This window comes from Pseudomonas sp. LAP_36 (genome assembly GCF_019456785.1).
Classification (GTDB): Bacteria; Pseudomonadota; Gammaproteobacteria; order Pseudomonadales; family Pseudomonadaceae; genus Aquipseudomonas; species Aquipseudomonas tritici.
In genome coordinates this window covers 1-300 of sequence record NZ_JAHZMS010000026.1, presented here as the reverse complement: position 1 = coordinate 300, position 300 = coordinate 1, and the positions used below count along the sequence as shown (strand labels likewise).

The following is a 300-nucleotide window of genomic DNA, read 5'->3' as shown; positions in this document are numbered from 1 at the left end:
CGCCCAGGTACAACTCACCGGCCACACCGATAGGTTGCAGGTTGAGTTGCGAGTCCAATACGTAGCCGCTGCGGTTACCCAACAGCGTGCCGATTGGCGCGTAGACGGCGCCGCATGGGTCACCTTTTCGCGCTTTCCACAGCAACGGCGTGACCACAGTTTCGGTGGGGCCATAGCCATTGAACAGGTAGGTCGGCTTCAGCGCCCGCCAGGCCAGGTCGTAGCTTGCCTGTGCGACCGCGTCACCGCCGAAGCAGTACACACGAACAGCCGGTGGGTTGCCGTCGCGTTCAGCGTGTT

The 300-nt window shown here is 62.7% G+C and carries 1 protein-coding gene; it reads right to left on the bottom strand.

Going from position 1 to position 300, the window contains the following annotated elements:
• A partial coding sequence (locus JBO08_RS27990) for an AMP-binding protein (RefSeq protein ID WP_220075312.1) occupies positions 1-300 on the bottom strand: 300 nt, incomplete at both ends.